Below are 20,165 nucleotides of genomic sequence, written 5' to 3'. Positions count from 1 at the left end.
CCGGCGGCCTCGTCGTCAGACGGCAGGTTCCGGCCGCCCGCGGGTCGGAGGCTCAGGGTGCCGGGTCCTCCCTTGTCAGGGCCGTGCGGTAACGCGCGCGGATCAGCGCGATGACCGTGTCCGCGGTACGGCCGAGATAGGTGCGGCCGTCGGGCAGCCGGGCCTCCGGGCTGATGTAGCTGCGGGGGCCGACATGGGTGGCCGGGTCGAGCCGGTGGACGGTGACCTTGCCGGCGTCACGCGCCCGGTTCCAAGCGCTCCGGCGGGCCCGGCGCCACCGTGGGGGGAAGATCCGGGTGCTGACCCGCTCGATCCAGTCCTCGGAACTGGTGATCAGGTCGAGATGCTGGGCGTGGGTGATGTCGTTGGCGCCGTTGTGGAAACCGCCGATGGTGATCAGCAGCAGCGGGCACCGCAACTCGGTCCACAGGCCGTCGACCGCGCCCAGGGCGAGCTGGGCGCCGCCGCTGTAGCTCAGCAGCACCACCGGCACGCCGCTGCCCGGTCGATAGCCGCTCTGCCGCAGGTGGGCGGCGATCTGGGAGCCGACGGCCCGGTTGTAGTGCGGGCGGTAGCGCCGGTCGGCGGCGATGAAGATCTGCATGACGTTGTGCAGGAACAGCGCCAGTCCGGCCCGTCGGCGCAGCCAGGCCCAGATCCGCCGGTCGGCCAGCGGGTCGGCCAGCGGCGAGTACGGCAGCACCTGGCCCAGCACCCGCAGTTCCGGCGCGGCGTCGATCAGGGCCTGCACCAGCCGGCCGCCGTCGCGGGTGTCCCGGAAACGGCGCTTGCCGATGCCGTCCAGATAGACCAGATAGGCGTCCGGTGGGCGGTCCGGTTCCGCGCCCCGGGCGTACGGCATCCCGGCCGGCAGCGTGCTGCCGGGGGTCCGCCAGCCGGCGGTGAAGGCGAGCAGCTCGTGCCGGGCGAGAAGGCCCTCGACCAGCAGGACCGAACCGAAGGCGGCCAGGAGCAACAGTCCGAATCCGGTCATGTCAGCGCCTCCCGGACCCGGGTCGCGTGCAGCCGGATGACCAGGCGGCGGACAGCCTCGACCGCGCCGGCCAGCCCGATCCCGGCCACCGCCACGCAGCCGGCCGCGAACCACGAGCCGGTCCCGGCCGACGTGGCCACCGCCCCGGTCAGGCCGGCGCCCACCCCGATCAGCAGCACGCCGTGCAGTGCGGGCCCGAGCAGGGGGAAGGCGAGGACAGCGGCCAGCAGCAGCGGGGCGGCCAGTTCGGCCGTCCAGACCGGCGCGCCCTCATCGCCGGACGGCCCCGGCCGCACCAGCCCGGCCAGGGCCCACGCCGACAACGGCCAGAGCGCGAACACCGCGCCGTCGATCAGGGTGCCGGTCGTGAGCAACCCGATCGTCGCGCGGCGGGACGCGCCGGACCGTCCCGCCACCACGGGCAGGACCCGCCCGGCGGCCTCCGACAACCCCGCGAACAGCAGCAGGACGATCACGGCGGCGGACACCGGTCACTCCCGCGGGGCGGTGTCGGCCGGGACCGGCCGCCCGGCCGGCTCGAGGCCCAGGTGGCGCTCGAGGTCGTCGGCGGCGCGCCGATAGCCGCCGGCCTCGTGCTGGGCGGTTCGCACGGCCCCCGCGGCGTCCCGGAATCCCGGCTCGTCGAGCAGCCGCCGGGCCAGGGCGCGGACGGTGTCCTCGCGGACGTCCGCGGTGCGCAGCGAGAGGCCGGCGCCCAGCCCGACGACGCGCGAGGCGACCAGCGGCTGATCGGCGCCCTGGGGCACGACGAGCATCGGCACCCCGGCGTTCAGAGCCTCGTTCGTCCCGTTCATGCCGCCGTGGGTGACGAACAGCGCCGCCCGGGCCAGCACCTCCAGCTGCGGCACGGACCGGCGGGCGAGCACACCGGCGGGCAGCGGGCCGAGCTGGGCCGGATCGGTGTGCCCGGTCGCGATGACGACCGTGCCGCCCAGCGGGGCCAGCGCGGCGGCGAAGGTCCGCAGCAACCGGGGGTCGGCGTCGAACACAGTGCCCAGGGACGCGTACAGGATCGGGCCGGTCAGCTCGCCGACCGGGAAGGACGGGTCGGCCGGGCGGGCGCCGATGCTCGGGCCGACGAACCGGTAGGACCGGTCGAAGCCGCCGGCGTCGATCTGGAACGCCCGGGAGGTGTAGACCAGGTTGAGCGGTTCGCGAAGGTTGCCGAGGTCGGTGAGGGGCAGCCCGTGGGTGCGGTATCGGCGCTGCAGCTCCCAGCGCGCCCGCAGATAGCCGATCGCGGCGCCGGGACGTCGCAGGGCCTCGGCCAGCAGCTCGCGCGAGACCCGGGTGGGGCTGGGCGCCCGCCGGTTGAACGCGAAGGTCGTGAACGACGACACCGCCGGCACGCCGAGCTCCCGCGCGGCGATGAGACCCCACGGGCAGGCGGAGTCGTGGACGATCAGATCCGGACGCGCCCGTCGCAGGTCGGCCAGCACGGCCGGGAGGATCGCCACGGCGGTACGGGCGAGCCCGCTCAGCAGGGTGAGCGGGGTCGGCGGGTCGGGCAGCGGCTGGTCACCACCCGGGTACAGCCGCACCGTGGCGCCGGCCGCGCCGACCTTCGCCGCGAAGGCCGGCGAGGTGTGGTACGAGACGGCGTGTCCACGACGGACCAGCTCGGCGACGATCGGCAGCGTCGGGTTGACCCGCCCGTGCATGGCGATGTTGAGGAACGCGATCGTGCTCATCGTTCGACCTCCGATAGTTGCTCTTCAGCCCGGTAGAGTCCGGGCCCGTCGATGTCCAGCTCGTCGAGGAAGCGCCCCGCGGCCGCGGCCGTGCTGCTGATCAGCCGCCGGGTCTGGCCCAGATCCCAGGGGGCGGGCCAGGTCTCGATGCCGGTCGGCAGCACGACGGTCGGGATGTGCCGGGAGACCTCGCGCAGATCGCGCTCGATCTGGTGACGGAACATCAGCGTCCCGGCGCGGGCCGCGATGGCGCCGGCCCGCCGGCGCGGCACGGCCGCCGGCAGCGGGCCGCTTTCCGGTCCGATCGACAGCGCCAGCACGCTGGCCGCGCCTGCCTGCCAGGCCGCCAGCACCGGGACGTAGGCAACCACCCCGCCGTCGACCAGTGTCCGGCCGTCCCGGACGACCGGCGGCAGCACGCCCGGGATGGCCGCGCTGGCCAGCAGCGCGGACACGAGATCACCCCGGTCGAGCGGCGCGACCGCGCCGTCGGCGAGGTCCATGGCGACCGCGGTGAACGGGATCGGCAGCTGCTCGATCAGCGGTGGGAGCGCCGCCCCGGCGATCAGCCGGCGCAGGCCACGGTCGGCGAAGACGCTGGCCCGCGACGAGAGATACCCGAACGGGAACACGTCGCGGCGACGCAGCCCCGTCCACACCCGCTCGAGCCACGGCGCCGCGTCGTCGGGGTGGGCGGCCGCGATCGCGCCGGTGAGGGCGCCCACCGAGGTCCCGACGATCAGGTCGGGGATGAATCCGCGCCGCTCCAGCGCGTAGCCGGCGCCGACGTGGGCCGCGCCCAGCACGCCCCCGCCACCCACCGCCACGGCCACCGGCCGGGGAAGACTGATCGGGCTCATACCAGCGGGACCGGACGCCGGCCCGATCTGTGACGCGGCTCAGGTGCCGGCCGGCGGGCGGAGCTGCTTGCGGGAGGTGATGCCCAGCTTGGCGAAGACCTTGCGCAGGTGCCACTCGACGGTGTGCTGGCTCAGGAAGAGCTGGGCGCCGATCTCGGCGTTGGTCAGCCCGCTGCCGGCGAGCCCGGCGATGTGGGCCTCCTGCACGGTCAGGGTGTCGCTGGAACGCCCGGCCGGTCCGGCGACCACCTCGCCGGCCGCCGCGAGCTCCCGGCGGGCCCGGTCGGCGAACGCGCCGGCGCCGGCCGCGATGAGCATGTCGTGGGCTGTCCGCAGATGGCCGCGGGCATCCCGGCGCCGGCCTTCGCGGCGCAGCCACTCGCCGTACAGGAGGTGGGCCCGGGCCAGCTCCGACCGGAACCGGCACCGGCCCAGATGCTCGATCGCCTGCCGATAGCAGGTCTCCGCCGCCGTTCCGGTCTCGAGCTGTGCGTTGCTGCGGGCCAGCACGCCGAGCGCCCACTCCGTCCCGGCGGCGCGGGCCGCCCCGGCGAGCCGGTCCAGCGCGCCGGCCGCGAGGTCGCGGCGGTCGCTGCGCAGCGCCGCCTCGATCAGCTCGGCCAGTGACCAGTAGATGACGGCCGACTCGATGGCGTGCTCGGTGGCGACGCCGGCCGCGAGCGAGGCGTCCTGGTAACGGCCGAGCCCGTTGAACAACAACGCTTTGGCATAGTGGATGACCAGGACGGCGCTGTCCTCGCCGCGCGCCACCGCGTCGCTCAGGCTGCCCTCGATCAGCGGACCGGCGACAGCCTCGTCGCCGTGCCAGGCCGCCAGCATCAGGGCCCCGTAGGGCGCCAGCGCCACCCCGGTGGCCTGTCCGACCGCCTGGATCTCGGCGACCACGGCGGCGGCGGCCGCACGGTCGCCCGAGAACAGATGCATGCTGACGAGCGAGTTGAGGGTCAGCGGCAGCACGCTGAGGTCGCCCAGCGAGCGAGCCAGGCGTACGTGCCGCAGGTTGAGGACCGACCAGCTCTCGTCGTCCCACATGTCGGCCGCGGTGATCACGGCCAGCCACAGCCAGGGCTGGCCGGCCGCCTCGTCCGAGTCGTCGGCGCGGAAGGCCCGCAAAGCCGCACCGGTCAGGGGCACCGCGGCCTGATATCCGTCGGTGAACAGCACGGCCAGGCTGTCCAGCAGCAGGTCACCGGGCCGGGGCCGCACCGGGGCGGGGGCCGCCCGCACCGCCCGGGCCACGTCGGCCGCGCCGACACCGTCGGCCAGCCCGCCCGCCAGCAGAGCCGCTCCCAGCGCGTCCCGGTAGGTGTCGCGGGCGAGACCGGCGTCCAGCGGCTCGAGCCGGTGGGCGGCCTCCAGGAGCAGGCGTGGGGCGGTCATGTCGTGCCCGGCGGCGAAGGCGATCTGGGCGCGCATCAGATTCACCCGGGCCTGGTGCAGCTCGTCGTCCAGGTCCTCGGCCGTGAGCAGGAGCTTGGAGGCGACCTCGAAGGCACCGCAGCGCAGTTCCGCCTCGGCCGCGGCCAGCGCCCGGGTCGCCCGGGCCACCGGGTCACCGGTGAGGTCGCTCGCGCGGCGCAGGAACTCGGCGGCGGCGGCGATCCCGCCGCGGCGCTGGGCTCGTACCGCCGAGCGGACCAGCTCGGCGGCGATCTCCTCGTCGGCGTCCTCGGCCGCGTGCGCCCGGTGCCAGACCCGCCGGTCCGGATCGGTCCGCTGGTCGGTCGCCTCGGCCAGGACCCGGTGGGCCTCGCGCTGGTCGGCCGGGGTGGCGGTCCGGTAGACCGCCGTCCGCACCAGCGGGTGCCGGAAACGTACCCGCGAACCGAGCTCGATCAGCCCGGCTGCCTCGGCCGGCGCCGCCGCGCTCAGCGGAACCTCGAGCAGCCGGATCGCCCGGCGCAGCAGCGCCGTGTCCCCGAGCGGTTCGGCCGCGGCCGTGAGCAGCAGTTTCCGCGTCGCTGGGGGAAGCGTCAGCAGGCGTTGAGCGAAGCTTCTCTCGATCTTGCCGGCCAGGGGCTGGGCATCCGGGCGCCCGAACCCGCCGGCCAGCTCGGCCGCCGTCAGACCGCGGGGCAGCTCGAGCAGGGCCAGCGGGTTCCCCCGGGTCTCGGCCACGATCCGGTCCCGCACCTGCTCATCGAGCCGCCCCGGAACGGCCGAGTCGAGCAGGGCGCGAGCGTCGTCGCTGCTCAGGCCGCCGACCGTCAGTTCGGGCAGTCCCCGCCAGGGCCGCCCGGCAGCCGGTTCGCGGATCGCGAACACCACGCCGACGCGCTCGGCGAGCAACCGCCGAGCGACGAAGGTCAGCGTCTGGATCGACGTCTCGTCCAGCCATTGCGCGTCGTCGATCAGGCACAGCAGCGGCCTGTCCTCCGACACCGCGGCCAGCAGGCTGAGCACGGCCACCCCGAGCAGCAACCGATCGGGCGGGGCGCCGGCGCTGTGGCCGAACACGACGCCCAGCGCCTCGCGTTGTGGAGCGGGCAGACGGCCCCGGACGTCGAGCATGGGCCCGCACAACTGATGCAGGCCCGCGAACGGCAGCTCCACCTCGGACTCGACACCCGCCGCCCGGGCCACCCGGCAGCCGCCCGAGCGGGCGACGACGTGGTGCAGCAGGGCCGACTTGCCGATGCCGGCCTCGCCGCGGATCAGCAGGGCCCGCCCACGACCGGAACGCACGTCGGCGACGAGCCGATCGAGGAGATCGCACTCCGCGCGGCGGCCACGGAACTCAGGTACCGCGGCGCCGCTGGTCATGACTCAGCCCTCCCCCGGTCCGAGGCTAGAGCCGTTCACCGGAACGCGATAGGGCGAGCACTCGCCGCACTCACCCCCCGCGCGGCCCATTTCCGGATAGGCCCGGCAAAGGGGTCAAGCTTGTGACCAGAAGCTCCTCCAGTTCACCGAGTTCGCCGGTCTGCGCGGCGGCCCGGAAGGTGCGGACCAGGCGCCGGTGCGTGGCCACGTCGATCGGCCGGTCCGGTCCGCCGGCCAGGTTGCGATGCGCGCGGCACCCCAGCTGCCGCGCCTGCCCGACATTCAGGTGCAGCACCTCCGAGATCCGCCGGTAGGGGTAGCCGAACGCGGTGCGGAGCAGATACGTCGCCCGTTCGGCCGGCGTCAGCCTCCGCAGCATCAGCCCGATCGCCGCGTCGACCGCCTCGTGCCACTCGGCCGAGGTCGCCGGGCCGGGGCACTGATCGACCGTCTCGGGCAACCACGAGCCGGCCGGTCGTTCGTGCCGCACCCGGGCCGAGAGGGCGACGTTGATGGCCAGCCGGCGCACGGTCACGGCCAGGAAAGCCGCCGGATCGACGACACCCGAGCGGTCGCTGCGCTCCCATCGCAGCCACGCCTCCTGCACGACGTCCTCGGCCTCACCCGTGTCCTTCAGCACGCCCAGCGCCACCGCGTACAACCGCGGCCGCGCGGCGACGAACTCCCCCAGATCGGTGGTCACGGTCCCGCCTCCGTTCCCTCGGCGCATCCGGTGATGCACTGCCATCACCGTCGCGCGGGGGACCGGTGCGCCGGACCACGGGAAGACCGTGGTCCGCCCGTGGTCCTCCCGGTGCCGGCCCCCGCCGCGGGCCACGGGTCCGAGCCACGAGGGCGACCGCTCAGCCCGCGCGCCGCCGCGGGAGGCCTGACGAGGGGTGTACCAGCAGTGTGTTCCACCGGGCCCGGGGGCGTCGTACCGTCGAGGTCGTGGACAACCGAGCCGAGGTGCGCGACTTCCTCACCACCCGCCGCGCGAAGATCACGCCGGAGCGGGCCGGCCTGCCGAGCACCGGGCAGCGCCGGGTGCCGGGGTTGCGCCGCAGCGAGGTCGCCTCGCTGGCCGGGATGAGCGTCGAGTATTACGCCAAGCTCGAGCGGGGCACGCTGGCCGGGGTCTCGGCCGGGGTGCTCGACGCCATCGCCCGCGCGCTGCAGCTCGACGAGGCCGAGCGGGCCCACCTGCTCCGGCTGGCCGAGGTGGCCAACGGCAGCAGCGCGCTGCTGCGACCCAGCCGGCGGCCCCGGCCGTGGACCGTGCGGCCCAGCCTGCAGTGGTCGCTGGATGCGATTCACACCCCGGCCATCGTGGTCAACAACCGGCACGACCTGGTCGCCGCCAACCACCTCGGGCGGGCCATGCACAGCGAGCTCTACGCCGACCCCACGGTCGTGCCGAACTTCGGACGGTTCACGTTCCTGGACAGCGCCGCCCGCCGGTTCTACCCCGACTGGAACCGGTTCGCCGACATGTTCGTGGCCAACCTGCGCACCGCGGCGGGCAAGGACCCGCATGACAAGGGCATCCACGACCTGGTCGGCGAGCTGTCCACCCGCAGCGACGAGTTCCGCCGCCGCTGGGGCGCCCACAACGTCCGCACCCACGGCTCCGGCACCAAGCAGTTCCACCACCACGTGGTCGGCGAGCTGACCCTGGCCTACGAGAGCCTGGACCTGCGGGCCGAGGCCGACCTCACGCTGACGATCTATGCGGCCGAGCCCGGGTCGCCGACCGCGCAGGCGCTCGCCCTCCTCGCCTCGTGGGCGGCCACGACCACGCCGGTCACGGCCGGGGCCACCACGCGTCCCGCCTGATCGCCTCGACGGTGGTCAGTCACAACCCGGCGCGAGCTCCTTCCCGTTGACGTTCATCGCCTTGTGCGGCTCCCGACTCCGGCGGCAGCGGCGCGACGTCCGAAAGGACAGTCGTTTCGCCGACCTTCGGGGCATCGTCACCGAGCGCATTGGACGATCCCCCCGGGAAGCGGACATTCTCGGCCGTGACGCCCGCCGGGACGCACCGCTGTCAACGGTCGACGGCGGTGAGTGGTCGACGGCTCGGCCGATCGCGCCCGGTGAGGAGACATGTCGTGAGAACGACCCCGCGGATCTCGGCGGCAGGGGCCTTCGGGCAGTTCCGGCGCGATCCTCTCGCCCTGTTCGGGCGGATCGCCGAGCAGCCCGACGGCATCGCGCTGAGTTCGGTGGCCGGACGGCGCATGGTGTTCATCACCCATCCCGACCAGGTGGCCCGGGTGCTGCGGGACAATCACCGTCAGTACAGCAAGGACGCGCCCGTCTATCGCGCCGCCCGCCCGTTCCTCGGGGACGGGCTGACCGTCGCCGCCGGTGGGGACGACTGGCTGAGACGCCGGCGGCTCGTGCAGCCGGCCTTTCACCGCGACACCCTCGGCGCCGCCGCGGCCATCACCGAGGACTGCGTCGCCGACCTGGTGACGGCCTGGAGCGGGCCGGCCGGCCGGGGCGAGGTCGTGGACGTGGCGCCGGCGATGACCGACCTGACCATGCGGATCGCCTGCCGGCACCTCTTCGGGATGGACCTGACCGAGGGTGCCGCCGAGGTCGCCGCCGACCTGCGGCTCGTGTGCGACTTCGTGGTGCGGTTCCTGGCCCGGCCGTTTCCGCCACCGGCCGTGCCGACGCGCCGCAACCGCGAGTTCCGGGCCGCGATGGGACGCATCCGGGCCTTCATCGGCGAGCTCGTCGCGCATCCGGCGACCGACCTGGTCGCGGCGCTGCACGCCGAGGCCCGGGACGGCGGTTCCACGCCCGAGCAGGTGGGTGACGAGTTGCTCGGCCTCTTCTTCGCCGGCCACGAGACCCTCGCCCACACGCTGACGTGGTGCTGGTCACTGCTGGTCCGGCATCCGGAGGCGGCCGCACGCCTGCACGAGGAGGTGGCGCGGGCGCCGGCCGGGCCGGGCGACCTGCCCTGGACCAGGGCGGTGGTGGACGAGGCGATGCGGCTGTACCCGGTCGTCTGGATCATGATGCGGCGCGCCGTCGGGGACGACGAGATCGACGGCCATGCGGTGCGCGCCGGCGACCTGATCGCCTGGAGCCCGTACGTCGGCAACCGTCATCCCCGGGTGTGGCGCCGGCCCACCGAGTTCCGGCCGGAGCGCTGGCTGTCCGCCGAGGACCATGGGCCGGACTGGGCCCGGCACTCGGTGGCGCCGTTCGGCCTGGGCCCGCGGGCCTGCCTCGGCTCGGGCGCCGCGGTGATGCAGGCCTGCCTGACTCTGGCCACGCTGGCCCGGGCGTACCACCTGGAAGCCGTCGGAGACCGGGCGCCGAGACCCGAGCCGTCCCTCACCCTGCACGCGGCCGGTGGGCTCCCGGTCCGGCTGCGGAGCCGATGAGCCGATATCTGACCGGGGGCTTCCGTACTCTGCGCGGCGAGCACACCGAGACGGCCCTCACGGTCGACGGCCACCTGCCCGGTGAACTGGACGGTCTGTTCACCCAGATCGGTCCCGCGCCGGCCGGTCCGCCGCGGATGGCCCGGGACGGCCACTACCCGTGGTTCATGCAGGACGGGCTGCTGTGCGGGGTCCGCCTGCGCGGCGGGCGGGCGATGTGGTTCCGCAACCGCTGGATCCGGTCACGCCGGGCCGCCCGGTCCCTCGGCGTGAGCCCGGCGACCGGTCCCCGGCATTTCCCCTACGACTCGGTGAACACCAACGTCATCGCCCACCACGGTCTGCTGCTGGCCCTGGTCGAGTCGGGCTGCCTGCCGGTCGAGCTCAGCGCGACGCTGGAGTCGCGGCGCTACACCGATCTGGGCGGGCAGCTCCCGCGGGGCTTCGCCGCGCATCCGAAGATCGACGTGTCCACCGGTGAGCTGCACCTGCTGGCCTACTCCCCCTTGCGGACCTGGGCCGAGTACATCGTCCTCACGGCGACCGGTCAGGTGTCCCGGATGGACCGGGTCGATCTGGACGGGCGGCCGCTGCTGCACGACATCGCCCTCACGCCCGGCCACGTGGTCTTCTTCGACACCCCCGTACGGTTCCATCTCGGCGCGGGGATGGCCGGCGGCTTCCCGTACCGCTGGCGCGACTCCCACCAGGCCCGCATCGGTGTGCTCCCGCGCGGCGGCGGCCCGGCCCGATGGGTGGCCGTCGACCCGTGTTTCCTCTACCACCTGGTCGGCGCCGAGGAGACGACCGGCGGCGGACTGATCGTGCGCGGCCTCCGGTACGAGCGGCTGTTCGACCGGCGGGGCGGGGACCCGCTGGCCGGCCCGGCGACGTTGTGGGAGTGGCGGGTCGAGCCCGGACGCGACTTCGCCCCGGCCCGGCAGCTCGACGACCAGCCGCAGGAACTGCCGCGGGCCGACCCGCGCCGGCAGGGGCTGCCGAGCCGCTACTACTACGCGGTCACCAACGATCCCGGCAACGACAAGTACGGGCTGCTCAAGTACGACCTCCACAGGAACTCCGCGGAGCACCGGCGCCTGGACACCGACCAGGTCCCGGGCGAGACGGTGTTCGTGCCGGCCGCCGGTTCGACCGCCGAGGACCACGGGTGGCTGGTGCATTTCCGGTACGACGCCACGCGCGACGCCAGCGATCTGGTCGTCCGGGACGCCCGTGACCTGGACGGCCGGCCGGTCGCCGTCGTCCGCCTCCCGGTCCGGGTGCCGGTCGGGGCCCACAGCAGCTGGATCACCGCCGCCGAGCTGCCCGGCCCGGAGATCTCATGAGCGGGTTCCGTACATTTCTGACTTTCGTCCGAGGCGTCCAGCGCCGCCGGCTGACGTTCGCGCGCGACGGCTATCTGCGGGGTGACCTCAACGCGCGCCTGCACCTGGCGGCCGGCCGCGACGACCCGTACCCGCTCTACGACCGCATCCGGGCGGCCGGGCCCCTCGTGCTCACCCGGTCCGGCGACTGGGTCACCGCCGACCACCGGGTCTGTTCCACCGTGCTCCGGGACCGCGCGTTCGGCGTACGGCCGAGCAAGCTCACCGTGGACGATGCCCTCGCCGACCAGTTCGAGGTGTCGTTCCTGGGCCTGGACCCGCCCGACCACACGCGGCTGCGTCGTCTCGTCCAGCCGGCCCTGGGCCCGGCACAGGTGGCCGGGTACGCGCCGCTGATCGCGCGCACCGCCGACCGGCTGCTCGACCAGGCCGGGCCGGCCGACCCGATCGACCTCATGGCCACCATCGCCCAGCCGCTGCCGATGGCCGTGATGATGGAGATGTTCGGCATCCCGGCCGACCGCCGGGCCGCGTTCGGCCGCAGCGCCGCCGTGGTCGGCAGCGCGATCGACGGCATCCACTCGCTGACGCACGCGGCCCGGTTGCGCGACGCCTCCCTGGAGCTGGAGCGGCTGTTCACCGACCTGTTCGCGCTGCGCCGGCGCGAACCCGGCGACGATCTGGTCAGCCGCCTGGTCACGCAGTCCCCCGACCGCATCGCGCCGGCCGAACTGCTGCCGCTGTGCAATCTGCTGCTGGTCGCCGGGTTCGAGACCACGGTCAACCTGATCGGCAACGCGGTGCTGGCCCTGATGTCCCACCCCGCCTGCTGGGCGGCGCTCTGCGCCCACCCGGACCGGGTGGAGGCCATGATCGACGAGACCCTGCGGTACGACCCCCCGGTGCAGCGGGCCGGGCGGCTCGCGCTGGCGGACACCGAAGTGGCCGGCCGGCGGATCAAAGCGGGCCAGTACGTCTTCCTGCTGCTCGGCGGGGCCAACCGCGACCCGGCGGTCTACCCGGACGCGGCGCGCTTCGATCCCGGACGGTCGTCGACGACACCGCACCTCGCGTTCGCGAGCGGCATCCACTACTGCGTCGGACAGCCGCTGGCCCGCCTGGAAGCCACCACCGTGCTGCGCCGGCTGGCCGAACGGCTGCCCGGTCTGCGTCTCGCCCGGCCGGTGCGGCGCCGCAGCTCCGGAATGGTCCGCGGACCTCGCGAGCTCTGGGTCCGCCGCGGCTGAGTGCCGGTTCACCGCCGGCCACGGAGGTCACCGCAGAGTGTCGATGTCGATGACGAAGCGGTATCGCACGTCGGACCTCAGGACCCGCTCGTACGCCTCGTCGACCTCGTCGGCGCCGATCACCTCGACCTCGGGGGCGATGCCGCGCTCGGCGCAGAAATCCAGCATCTCCTGGGTCTCGGCGATGCCGCCGATGCTGGAGCCGGCGAACGAGCGCCGGTTGCCGAAGAGCGCGAACACCGGCACCGGCAGCGGCTCCGGCGGGGCGCCGACGCTCACCAGCGTGCCGTCCAGACGCAGCAGGCGCAGGTAGGCCGCGATGTCGATCGGCGCGCTGACCGTGTTGACGATCAGATCGAACGAGTTCCGCAGTGCCTCGAAGGTCGCCGTGTCCCCGGTCGCGTGATAGCTCTGAGCGCCGAACGCCAGGCCGTCGTCCTTCTTGCCCAGCGTCTGCGACAGCACCGTCACCTCGGCCCCCATCGCCACGGCGATCTTCACCGCCAGGTGGCCGAGGCCGCCCAGACCGACCACGGCGACCTTGCGGCCGGGCCCGGCCTTCCAGTGCGCCAGCGGCGAGTACGTGGTGATGCCGGCACACAGCAGCGGCGCCGCCGCCTCGTACGGGATGGACTCGGGCACCCGCAGCACGAAGTCCTCGTCGACCACGATGTGGGTCGAGTAGCCGCCCTGTGTGACGGTCCCGTCGCGGTCGATGCTCCCGTAGGTCCCGGTGTTGCCGTTCTCGCAGTACTGCTCCTGCCCGGCGCGGCAGTTGGCGCACTCCCGGCACGAGTTGACCATGCAACCGACACCGACCCGGTCGCCCACGGCATGCCGCGAGACCTCGGGGCCGACCTCGGCGACCAGCCCGACGATCTCGTGCCCGACGGTGAGCGGGTAGGCGACGTCGCCCCACTCCCCGCGCACGGTGTGGATGTCGGAGTGGCAGATGCCGGCGTAGCGGATCTCGATCAGGATGTCGCGCGGCCCGAGGTCGCGCCGCTCGACGGTGGTGCGGACGAGCGGGCCGGTGGCCGAGGTCGCAGCGACGGCGTTGACGGTAAGAATGGCGTCCTCCAGCTCAGGAGAGAAACGGGCGGTCGGATTGTCCGAGGACGAGCGTGGCATCCCTACGGCAGGGGCTCGGCAAAAACGCGGAACTCACCCCGGCCGGTGTGCATGTCCCACAGGCGGCCGGCCAGGACGTCCGGGTCGTGGGTCGGGTGGCCGGGCGTGATGGCGCCGGGCACGATGAGCTGACCGACGTGGATGCCGTCGGAAGCCAGCGTGTCGTGCAGCATCGCGGCATAGGCGCCCTCGCCGGCGAACGCGATGGACGTCCCGGCGACCCTGGGGTTGGGCCGGGCGCCGCTGCCCCCGTTGACGAAGAGAACCGAACCGCGGCCGAGCTCCCGCATTCCCGGCAGGACCCGGCGCACGGCGGTCACCGGGCCCAGGATCGAGAACTCGACGGCGGCCAGCAGGTCGTCGGTGGTGGTCTCGAGCAGCGGCCGCAGGAAGTCCTGGTGCGGCAGCGGGCTGTACTGCAGGACCTCGACCGGGCCGAGATCCTCAGCCGCCCGGTCGAGCGCGGCCGTCAGGGCCCCGGTGTCGCGCACGTCCGCCGCGTACCCGCGCGCGGTGTGCCCCTGGGCGGTCAGGTCCGCGGCGAGTCCGTCCAGCTTCTGCTGGTCGCGCGCGACCAGGGCGATGCCGAAGCCCTCCGCGCCGAACCGGCGCGCGACGGCGGCGCCGAGCCCCGGCCCGGCTCCGATGATGGCGATCGTGGTCATGGGTCCAGCACACCCGTTTCTCTCGGCGCGAGGAAGTCATCGTCGTGAGGTGTACCCCCGGTACACCCCTGCGGTAGTTGCTTGGACTGCTCATACTCCCCTCACCTGCCGGCTGGGTCCGTTGCGGGGCAGGTTCCGCCAGGACCCGCGTGGCGCCGAACGTGGCAGATCCGGATGTCAGCCGCCGCGATATGGCGTCGCAGCTTCAACCATGGGACGGAATCAGGACGACAGCGTGGCGGATCAACTGAGGCAGGCGACGCCGGCCCCTCGTCTCCGCATGCCCTATCGTTGATCACCAGGCCTGCCCAACGCGCGGGATGCCGGGTAACCGCGCGTCACTGAACCCAAGGATGGCCGCACCGTTCGAGCCGGGCCAGGCTCCCGCGCGATGTCGACGGTCGCCGGCGCGCCGGTTCGGGGCTCAGGAGCCTCGAACCGGGCGACCGGCTTGCCGGTGGCGCGGGTGACCGGCACACCGGATGACCGCCCTGCCTCGGCGGGTGTGTGACGTCAGTTTCGCTGCCGGGCCATCCACTGCCAGACGTGGGTGCCGTTGATGCTCGGGTCGTTGCGGGCGACGTAGATCCAGGACCAGTGCCCGGGGAACCGGTGGCCGTTCCAGGTCACGTTGTCGTAGAGGGACAGCAGCGACCCGGGGATCAGGTCGTTCGCGTGGATCGTGTTGGGCTCGGGCGGGACGGTGTCGTCGTCGCGCGAGGTCACCAGCCACGTCGGGGTGTCGATGGCCCGCAGTTCGGCGTCGGTGATCTGGCGAGCGCCGCCGGGCTGCAGCGACTCGACCACGGCGCAGATCGGCACCGAGGACGCGAACAGGTCGGGGTACTCCACCGTCATCTTGAGGCTCATGTAGCCGCCGTTGCTGCATCCGACGACCGAGATCCGGTCCCGGTCGATCGGGTGCCGCCGGGCGACGTCGCGGATGATCCGCTCGATCTGCGAGGCGAAACGGTCGCCGTCCTCGAGCCAGAAGGACTGGCTCTGCGGCGCCACCACGTACGCGCCGTCGAAGATCCGCTGGGCTTCGGGGGTGGCGAAACCGAGGGCGCCGCGGTTGGCCCGCAGCGTGGTCTCGTTGTCGTAGTAGTTGTCCGGCAGGGAGGCGCCCTCGCCCCCGCCGTGCAGCCAGACGACCAGGGGACGCCGGCCCCGGCCGGAGTGGCGGCGGGACGGCGAGTACAGCCGGTACTTCATCCCGGAGGCGGAGACGTGGTAGCCGAACGCGTCGACCTCGGGGTTCGACAGCCGGCCCTGGGTGAATCCGGTGATGGTGACCGGGCGGCCCCGGACGACCAGCGGGCTGGTCTGGGTGATCGTGTAGACCAGGTTGAGGCGGACATTGCGGCCCCGGCTCGCGATGTAGCCGAGCGTGCCGCCGCCGGTCACGCCCTCGGCGTACGCGAGCTCGAGCACGATGTTGCCGTCGCGGTCGAGCCGGGCCGCGGTGACCGCGCGGTCGAGGTCGTACTCGCTGAAGATCTGGTCGCCGGCCGCGATGGGGATCGGGCTGGTCGCCTTGGCGTGCACGGTGAAGGTGCCGGGGGTCAGGCTCGCGGGGTCGATCCGGCCGAGCCGCCCGGTGTCCAGCGTGAGCGAGACGACCTGCTCCCCGCCGTCGAGGGTCACGGCGTCGAGGGTGAAGCGCACCCGGGTGGCGGAGTGACCGCCGGCCAGAGCGGCCGCGCCCGGCAGGCTGAGTCCGACGGCGGCTCCCGCGCCGGCGGCCAGGACGGAGCGACGGCTGATCGGCGTGGCCATGTGGCCTCCCTGTTTCGTACCCGTTACCGATGACACAGTGATGTCGGTCTATCACAGGCGGATCACCGAGCGGAAGGGCCGGGCACCGGGCGCGGTCAGGCCGGGCGGACGATCGGGAACAGGATGGTGTCCCGGATGCTCAGGCCGGTCAGGTTCATGACCAGGCGGTCGATGCCCATCCCCATCCCCCCGGTGGGCGGCATGCCGTACTCCAGAGCGGTCAGGAAATCCTCGTCGACCTGCATCGCCTCGGGGTCGCCGGCCGCCGCCAGCAGGGACTGGGCGACCAGCCGCTCGCGCTGGTCGATCGGGTCGATGAGCTCGGAGTACGCGGTGCCCTGCTCGGACCCGAAGATGACCAGATCCCACTTCTCGGCCAGCCGCGGGTCGGCGCGGTGCTGCCGGGTCAGCGGGGCGTTGTCCTTCGGGAAGTCGGTGTAGAAGACCGGCGTCGTGGTCGAGCCCTCGCACAGCTCGCCGTAGATCTCCTCCAGCGCGAGACCCCAGCCGGCGCCGTCGGGCAGCACCAGGCCGATCCGGCCGGCGTGGACCAGCAGCGTGCTCAGCGGGGTGTCGGCCGTGATCTCCTCGCCCAGCTTCTCGGACACGGCCATGGTCAGGGGCTTGACCGGCCAGTCACCCGAGAGGTCGTACTCGGTGATCCGGCCGTCGGCGCCGGCCCGGCGGGCGACCGGCGCGCCGTGGATCGCGACCGCGGCCTCCTGGATGATCTCCTGGGTGAGCACGCGCATGGTGTTGTAGTCGCCGTACGTCTCGTACACCTCGAGCGACGTGAACTCCGGGTTGTGCTTGAAATCGGCCCCCTCGTTGCGGAACTGGCGGCCCACCTCGAACACCTTCTCCAGACCGCCGACCAGCAGCCGCTTGAGGTGCAGCTCGGTCGCGATCCGCAGGTACATGTCCAGGTCGTAGGCGTTGATGTGGGTCTCGAAGGGCCGGGCGTTGGCGCCGCCGTGCACCTGTTGCAGGACCGGCGTCTCCACCTCGGCGAAGCCGCGCTGGTGCAGCGAGTCGCGCACGCTGCGGACGACCGCCGAGCGCTTGTACGCGATGTCGCGGGCGTCCGGGCGGACGATCAGGTCGACGTAGCGGAACCGGATGCGCGCCTCGGCGTCGGTGAGCCCACGGTGCTTGTCGGGCAGCGGGCGCAGCGATTTGCTGGTGAGGCGCAGGTCGGAGGCCGCGACCGTCAGCTCGCCCTTGTGCGTGGTCATCACCTCGCCGGTGACGCCGATGTGGTCGCCGAGGTCGATGTCGTCGCGCCAGAGCTCGTACGTCCCGGCCGGCACGTCGTCACCGGTGATCATGATCTGCAGGTCGCCGCTGCCGTCGCGCAGCGTGGCGAAGCCGAGCCCGCCCAGGTCGCGCTTCAGCAGCACCCGGCCGACCACCGACACCTCCTTGCCGGAACGGGTGTCGGGCGGCAGCTCGCCGGCCTCGGCGCGCACCTGCGCGAGCGTATGGGTGCGCGGGTGCCCGGCCGGGTACGGGTCGATCCCGCGCTCCCGCAGGCGGCGCACCTTGTCCCGGCGTACCCGGACCTGCTCGGGCAGTCTCATCGACGACAACGCCCGGGCCAGCGCGTCCGCCGGCGCCGGGATCAGCGCGCGCACCGCGGCGGCGTAGTCCTCCCCGGCCCGGTCGAGACCCCCGGCGTCGCCACGACGGCGCAACCGGCTGAGCCGGGGCGCCGTGAGGAAGCCCTCGGCGCTGCCGGCCGCCGTCCCCACCCGGGGCAGGTCGGAGGTGTACTCGAAACAGAGGAACCGGGGCTCCCAGTCGGGCAGGTACTTGGCGTTGGCGCGGTAGAGCGACTCGAGCTGCCAGGTGCGGCTGGCCAGCACCAGCGACTGGCGCCACAACCGGGCGATCGGACCGGCGCCGATCTGCGCGCCCCGCTCGAACGCCTCCCGGAACATGGCGAAGTTGAGCGAGACCGGCCCGGCCCGGCCGGCCAGCGCGGCGACCATGAACTCGACCAGCCCGTTGTCGGCGGCCGGGTCGCGGCGCATCAGATCGAGCGAGAGCCCGGTCGGCCCCCACGGCACGAAGCTCAGGAAACCCCGCAGCCGTCCCTGGCCGTCGCGGGCCTGGACCATCACGCAGTCGTCGTCGAGCGGGTCGCCGAGCCGTCCGAGCGCCATCGAGAAGCCGCGCTCGTCACCGCCGTCGCCCCGCCACCGGGCCGCGTCCGCGCTCATCGTCGCGAAGTCGCCGGCCGTCAGGTCGCCGTGCCGGCAGACCAGCGTCGTGTAGCCCCGCCGCTGCAGCCGCGCCACCGACTGCCGGACGGCCTTCATGCCCGGCTTGTTCAGCGAGAAGGCCCGCAGGTCGAGGATGGCCTCGTCGCCGATCTCGTACGCACTCAGACCCGCGTCGGCGTAGGCGGTGGCACCCTCCCGGCCGGCGCCCATGACCGCCAGCGACCACCCACCCGAGCGCGCGAGCCGCCGCCAGGCGTCGATCGCGGCCGGCCAGCGCGCCGGGTCGCCGAGCGGGTTGCCGCTGGCCAGCGAGACCGAGCCGACCACCCGGTACGACACACCGGCGGTCGCCGTGGCCGGGTCGCCGGTGTCCCAGACGACCGCCTTGTCGCGCCGGGTCGCGAAGTAGCCGAGCGAGTCGTGGTCGCCGGAGTCGCGCAGCAGCGTGCGCACCCGGGCCTCGTCCGCGGCGTCGAGGGGGTGGCTGGTGCGCGGCGGCCGGAACAGCACGTGCGCCGAGGTCAGCACCACCGTCGCCCCGACCAGCCCGGTCACCGCGTGGGCCCACCAGGGCGAGGTGACCAGCGGGCCCGCCGACGGCCGGCCGAGGTCGCCCAGCATCGAGTCGAAGACGTGCAGCGCCGCCGCCGGGAGACCCGGTGACGTGCCGAAGGCCCGGACGAGCACGGTGCCGATCGCCAGCACGGCCACTCCCCCACCCAGGAAGCACGCGACGGCGGCGACCACGCTGCCCGCGACCTGGCGCGACGAGAACTGGTCGCGGGCCCGGATCGCCAGCACCGTCACGCCACCCATCAGCACCAGCCCGCCGACCTGGGTCACCCGTACGCCGGAGAACAGCGAGACCACCCGCCCGACCTCGGGCAGCACGAGCCACCAGACCAGCAGCAGCCACCACGCCGCCCGCAGCCGCCGGCGCAACGCCACACCGAGCACGAGCAGCAGCGCGGCGTACGTGAAGCCCGGCACGACCGGGATGGTGAGCGCCGAGACGACGTCCATCGGCTCGGCGAAGTAGCGCCGCCAGGACGGCACGACGGTCACCAGGATGCCCAGCCCGGCGAAGGCGAACATCGCCAGCGCGAACCGGTCGGGCCAGCGGTCGTCGTGCGGGCGGGAGGCCTGCTCGGTCATGCGCGCGCTCCTTCGAGAGCAGAGGCTTCGGGCTCGATCTCACCGTGGCGGGCCAGGCTGACGGCGCCGGACACGGCGATCAGGAAGCCCGCGGCGGCCACCCAGCCCCAGCCGGGCCGGGGGCGGTCGCCCAGCAGGAACAGGCCGACCGCGGCCGGCGCGACGGTCTCGAGCACGACCAGCGGCGCGGTCGCCAGGGTCACCGAGCCCCGCTGCATCGCGGTGGAGTAGGCCAGCAGAGCGACCGCGCCCCCGAGGAGCAGCCCGTACGCGGCCGGGTCGGTCAGCACCCCACCGACCGTCAGGGGGGCCGGCAGCACGCGGGTCGCGACGGCCACGACGCCGTAGCCCAGCCCGGCGACCGCGCCCAGGGCGGCCGCGCCGGGCGCACCGGGCAGCCGGGCCAGCGGAAAGGCCAGGACGACGAGGAGGACGGCCGCCGCGAGGACTCCCCAGGTGATCGGGCCGGCCACCTCGACCGGTCGGTCCTCGGCCGCCGACAGGCCGACCAGCACCAGACCGGCGATGACGACGGCGATGCCGATCCGGTCGCCGCGCCGCAGCCGCATCTTGAGCACCAGGGCGCCGAGCACGGCGGTGACCGCGAGAAAGCTCGCCACGACGGACTGCACCACGAACAGCGGCAGCGTGCGCAGGGCGACGAGCGAGAGCAGGAAGGCCAGGCCGTCGACGGCCAGGCCGAGCAGGTAGCGCCAGGACCGGGCCAGCCGCACCAGCAGCCGCGGATCGAGACCGTCGGCGGCGGCTGTCCCGCGGACGGCGAGCGCCTGCAGCACCGACGCGATGCCGTAGCAGAGAGCGGACCCGAGCGCGCCGACGAGCCCGAGCCCCATGCGGCCGAC

General features: G+C 73.7%; 15 protein-coding genes. 4 read left to right on the top strand and 11 right to left on the bottom strand.

The features are described from left to right. Positions 1–52 precede the first annotated feature (52 nt). The 6 genes from HJC40_RS06940 to HJC40_RS06915 form a co-directional block, all read right to left on the bottom strand. A complete protein-coding gene (locus HJC40_RS06940) occupies positions 53–994 on the bottom strand; it encodes a hypothetical protein (RefSeq protein ID WP_249999237.1) in 942 nt (313 codons plus the stop codon). Beyond that, positions 991–1,482, bottom strand: a complete 492-nt coding sequence (locus tag HJC40_RS06935; RefSeq protein WP_249999235.1) for a hypothetical protein — start codon at positions 1,480–1,482, stop codon at positions 991–993. Before HJC40_RS06935 ends, HJC40_RS06940 begins: the two co-directional genes overlap by 4 nt. A 3-nt stretch (positions 1,483–1,485) precedes the next feature. Further along, a complete protein-coding gene (locus tag HJC40_RS06930; protein WP_249999232.1) occupies positions 1,486–2,706 on the bottom strand; it encodes a macrolide family glycosyltransferase in 1,221 nt (406 codons plus the stop codon). Next, positions 2,703–3,566: a patatin-like phospholipase family protein gene (locus tag HJC40_RS06925; protein WP_249999230.1), complete on the bottom strand. Its 864-nt coding sequence runs from the start codon at positions 3,564–3,566 to the stop codon at positions 2,703–2,705. The genes HJC40_RS06930 and HJC40_RS06925 overlap by 4 nt, the downstream gene beginning before the upstream one ends. Positions 3,567–3,605: 39 nt before the next feature. Further along, a complete protein-coding gene (locus HJC40_RS06920; protein ID WP_249999228.1) occupies positions 3,606–6,350 on the bottom strand; it encodes a helix-turn-helix transcriptional regulator in 2,745 nt (914 codons plus the stop codon). 70 nt (positions 6,351–6,420) lie between these two features. Then, the gene (locus tag HJC40_RS06915) at positions 6,421–7,053 is read right to left on the bottom strand and encodes a sigma factor (RefSeq protein ID WP_249999226.1); all 633 of its coding nucleotides are present in this window, start codon (positions 7,051–7,053) and stop codon (positions 6,421–6,423) included. A gap of 248 nt (positions 7,054–7,301) precedes the next feature. Between HJC40_RS06915 and HJC40_RS06910 the strand changes: the two genes are divergently transcribed. The 4 genes from HJC40_RS06910 to HJC40_RS06895 all read left to right on the top strand — a co-directional run bounded on the left by HJC40_RS06910 (position 7,302) and on the right by HJC40_RS06895 (position 12,347). Continuing rightward, entirely contained in the window at positions 7,302–8,186 is an 885-nt protein-coding gene (locus tag HJC40_RS06910) for a helix-turn-helix transcriptional regulator (protein WP_249999223.1), read from the top strand. A gap of 275 nt (positions 8,187–8,461) precedes the next feature. After that, positions 8,462–9,754, top strand: a complete 1,293-nt coding sequence (locus HJC40_RS06905) for a cytochrome P450 (protein ID WP_249999221.1) — start codon at positions 8,462–8,464, stop codon at positions 9,752–9,754. Then, positions 9,751–11,100 (top strand): carotenoid oxygenase family protein, encoded by a 1,350-nt coding sequence (locus HJC40_RS06900; RefSeq protein ID WP_249999219.1) that lies wholly within the window; start codon positions 9,751–9,753, stop codon positions 11,098–11,100. The genes HJC40_RS06905 and HJC40_RS06900 overlap by 4 nt, the downstream gene beginning before the upstream one ends. Beyond that, positions 11,097–12,347 (top strand): cytochrome P450, encoded by a 1,251-nt coding sequence (locus tag HJC40_RS06895; protein ID WP_249999216.1) that lies wholly within the window; start codon positions 11,097–11,099, stop codon positions 12,345–12,347. Before HJC40_RS06900 ends, HJC40_RS06895 begins: the two co-directional genes overlap by 4 nt. 27 nt (positions 12,348–12,374) lie before the next feature. Here the strand turns inward: HJC40_RS06895 and HJC40_RS06890 are convergent, their stop codons facing one another. The 5 genes from HJC40_RS06890 to HJC40_RS06870 all read right to left on the bottom strand — a co-directional run bounded on the left by HJC40_RS06890 (position 12,375) and on the right by HJC40_RS06870 (position 20,156). Continuing rightward, on the bottom strand, positions 12,375–13,418 hold the full coding sequence (locus tag HJC40_RS06890; RefSeq protein WP_249999438.1) for an NAD(P)-dependent alcohol dehydrogenase: 1,044 nt from the start codon (positions 13,416–13,418) through the stop codon (positions 12,375–12,377). 62 nt (positions 13,419–13,480) lie between these two features. Further along, positions 13,481–14,143: an SDR family oxidoreductase gene (locus tag HJC40_RS06885; RefSeq protein ID WP_249999214.1), complete on the bottom strand. Its 663-nt coding sequence runs from the start codon at positions 14,141–14,143 to the stop codon at positions 13,481–13,483. Between the two features lie 513 nt (positions 14,144–14,656). Next, positions 14,657–15,922 carry a prolyl oligopeptidase family serine peptidase gene (locus tag HJC40_RS06880; protein WP_249999212.1) on the bottom strand — a complete coding sequence of 422 codons (1,266 nt, stop codon included), beginning with the start codon at positions 15,920–15,922 and terminating at the stop codon, positions 14,657–14,659. 95 nt (positions 15,923–16,017) lie between these two features. Then, positions 16,018–19,302 (bottom strand): bifunctional lysylphosphatidylglycerol synthetase/lysine--tRNA ligase LysX, encoded by a 3,285-nt coding sequence (lysX, locus tag HJC40_RS06875; RefSeq protein WP_249999209.1) that lies wholly within the window; start codon positions 19,300–19,302, stop codon positions 16,018–16,020. Continuing rightward, positions 19,299–20,156: a hypothetical protein gene (locus tag HJC40_RS06870; RefSeq protein WP_249999207.1), complete on the bottom strand. Its 858-nt coding sequence runs from the start codon at positions 20,154–20,156 to the stop codon at positions 19,299–19,301. The genes lysX and HJC40_RS06870 overlap by 4 nt, the downstream gene beginning before the upstream one ends. Positions 20,157–20,165 lie beyond the last annotated feature (9 nt).

Origin of the sequence: Actinoplanes sp. M2I2 (assembly GCF_023544445.1) — a bacterium.
Lineage (GTDB): Bacteria > Actinomycetota > Actinomycetes > Mycobacteriales > Micromonosporaceae > Actinoplanes.
Note: the sequence above shows the minus strand (reverse complement) of the source record. Positions and strands in the feature narration are given on the sequence as shown.

Bases quoted from the DNA above. Each gene is read 5' to 3' on its own strand.
- HJC40_RS06925 (WP_249999230.1), bottom strand. From the start codon at position 3,566: ATGAGCCCGATCAGTCTTCCCCGGCCGGTGGCCGTGGCGGTGGGTGGC.
- HJC40_RS06885 (WP_249999214.1), bottom strand. From the start codon at position 14,143: ATGACCACGATCGCCATCATCGGAGCCGGGCCGGGGCTCGGCGCCGCC.
- HJC40_RS06920 (WP_249999228.1), bottom strand. From the start codon at position 6,350: ATGACCAGCGGCGCCGCGGTACCTGAGTTCCGTGGCCGCCGCGCGGAG.
- HJC40_RS06895 (WP_249999216.1), top strand. From the start codon at position 11,097: ATGAGCGGGTTCCGTACATTTCTGACTTTCGTCCGAGGCGTCCAGCGC.
- lysX (WP_249999209.1), bottom strand. From the start codon at position 19,302: ATGACCGAGCAGGCCTCCCGCCCGCACGACGACCGCTGGCCCGACCGG.
- HJC40_RS06940 (WP_249999237.1), bottom strand. From the start codon at position 994: ATGACCGGATTCGGACTGTTGCTCCTGGCCGCCTTCGGTTCGGTCCTG.
- HJC40_RS06930 (WP_249999232.1), bottom strand. From the start codon at position 2,706: ATGAGCACGATCGCGTTCCTCAACATCGCCATGCACGGGCGGGTCAAC.
- HJC40_RS06880 (WP_249999212.1), bottom strand. From the start codon at position 15,922: ATGGCCACGCCGATCAGCCGTCGCTCCGTCCTGGCCGCCGGCGCGGGA.
- HJC40_RS06870 (WP_249999207.1), bottom strand. From the start codon at position 20,156: ATGGGGCTCGGGCTCGTCGGCGCGCTCGGGTCCGCTCTCTGCTACGGC.
- HJC40_RS06900 (WP_249999219.1), top strand. From the start codon at position 9,751: ATGAGCCGATATCTGACCGGGGGCTTCCGTACTCTGCGCGGCGAGCAC.